Origin of the sequence: Tatumella saanichensis, assembly GCF_000439375.1 — a bacterium.
Lineage (GTDB): Bacteria > Pseudomonadota > Gammaproteobacteria > Enterobacterales > Enterobacteriaceae > Tatumella > Tatumella saanichensis.
The window spans coordinates 1-1,861 of record NZ_ATMI01000024.1; the positions used below are offsets into that span (position 1 = coordinate 1).

General features: G+C 47.1%; 2 protein-coding genes and 1 pseudogene. All 3 read right to left on the bottom strand.

All coding sequences use genetic code 11. The annotated features are described in order from the left end of the window. Positions 1–288 precede the first annotated feature (288 nt). Positions 289–957, bottom strand: a complete 669-nt coding sequence (locus DW47_RS0108440) for a DUF2931 family protein (RefSeq protein WP_029685959.1) — start codon at positions 955–957, stop codon at positions 289–291. A 32-nt stretch (positions 958–989) separates the two neighbouring features. Further along, positions 990–1,643, bottom strand: coding sequence for a DUF2931 family protein (locus DW47_RS0108445; RefSeq protein ID WP_029685960.1), 654 nt, complete (start codon positions 1,641–1,643; stop codon positions 990–992). 32 nt (positions 1,644–1,675) lie between these two features. After that, positions 1,676–1,861 (bottom strand): annotated as a pseudogene (locus tag DW47_RS16950) (DUF2931 family protein); the annotation flags it as partial.

A 1,861-nucleotide genomic window follows, 5' to 3' on the forward strand; every position in this document is an offset into this window, starting at 1 on the left:
GAACAGCGGCAAATGTCACCACGGCAGGCAACGCCTGGGGTGTAAAAAAATCAAACGTCCATGCTGTGGGCTCATTGCTCTGTGTGGCGGTGGCAGGTGAAGAGTGTCCCTGACAGGCTGTCAGTACCAGTAACGGCAGCAGCCAGATTACGCGGATTATTTCCATAATATATTCCCATCCATATCATAAACTGTACGTTGCCAGTGCTTATCCGGCTGGTCTGTGATGTACCTCTGAGGTTTTCTCGGGAATCAGAAGGTCAGGGGACTTTTAGCAGGCAATAGGGTTTACCAGTTCCCATAGGGGTACTTTTTACCTTTAATAAATTCTTTAATGAACGGATCGTATCCATCTGGAATGCTGTAGTTAAACTTAATCCGTGAAGGGAATTTGTTGCAGACCGAGAGTTTATCCCCTGATGTTGTGGTGACGCTGAGCGGGGTAACCGGCAGATTTTCTCTGGCATCGGTGTTCTGTAACCAGATACGGACTGTACCTTCTGGTGCCAGACCAAATAGTAGAGTGTCATACCAGGCCGTTTTCCCTCTGAAGTCTTTGCCGGTCGGTGTCGACATCTGTGTCTGCAGCTCAGGGGAAAAAACAATCACAGTCTGATAGGTTTTTCTATCAATAATAGAGTCCCAACAGAACAGCATTTGCGCCGGGGCGTGTCGTAGTTGATTACGCTGAGCATGTCGGCTGGCCAAGTCACTCCAGCTTCCTACACTGTCGGGATTTTCCTGAGTACTATCCAGTGTCCGATAGGTGTAGACCACTTTTTTACTGTCAATAATCAGTGCCCTGGTGACTATTGCCGGTAACCCCTTAGGGGTGAAAAAAGCAAAACCCGCTTCCCCATAGGGCATAGTCCCGGTTTGCTCCGGGGTCTGTGGCTCTCCGGCACGGCAGCCGCTAAGGGTAATAAGCAATAGCAGTAAAATAGGGTTTTTAAGCATCATCCATTCCGTTAAAAGTTGCCGTGTGTGGTTTACCAATTTCCGTAGGGATACTTTTTCCCTTTAATAAAATCTTTTATATCCTGGTCATATCCGTAAGAAAAATCACTCTGTGTGATGCCTTTACAGACCGAGAGTTTATCCCCTGATGTTGTGGTGATACTGAGCGGGGTAACCGGCAGATTTTCTCTGGCATCGGTGTTCTGTAACCAGATACGGACTGTACCTTCTGGTGCCAGACCAAATAGTAGAGTGTCATACCAGGCCGTTTTCCCTCTGAAGTCTTTGCCGGTCGGTGTCGACATCTGTGTCTGCAGCTCAGGGGAAAAAACAATCACAGTCTGATAGGTTTTTCTATCAATAATAGAGTCCCAACAGAACAGCATTTGCGCCGGGGCGTGTCGTAGTTGATTACGCTGAGCATGTCGGCTGGCCAAGTCACTCCAGCTTCCTACACTGTCGGGATTTTCCTGAGTACTATCCAGTGTCCGATAGGTGTAGACCACTTTTTTACTGTCAATAATCAGTGCCCTGGTGACGATTGCTGGTAATCCTTTGGGGGTGAAAAAAGCAAAACCCGCTTCCCCGTAGGGCATAGTCCCGGTTTGCTCAGGGGTCTGTGGCTCTCCGGCTCGGCAGCCGCTAAGGGTTATCAATAACAGCAGTAAAATAGGTTTTTTAAGCATCATCCATACCTTTAAATGTTGCCGTGCGTGATTTACCAGTTCCCATAGGGGTACTTTTTACCTTTAATAAAATCTTTTATATCTTGGTCATACCCGTAAGAAAAATCACTCTTGGTAATTCCTTTACAAATATCTAATTTATCTCCTGAGACGGTTTTCAGGATGGAGGGCGTAACGCGATAATTAGGTTCAGAACCACTTCCTTGCAACCAGACAGC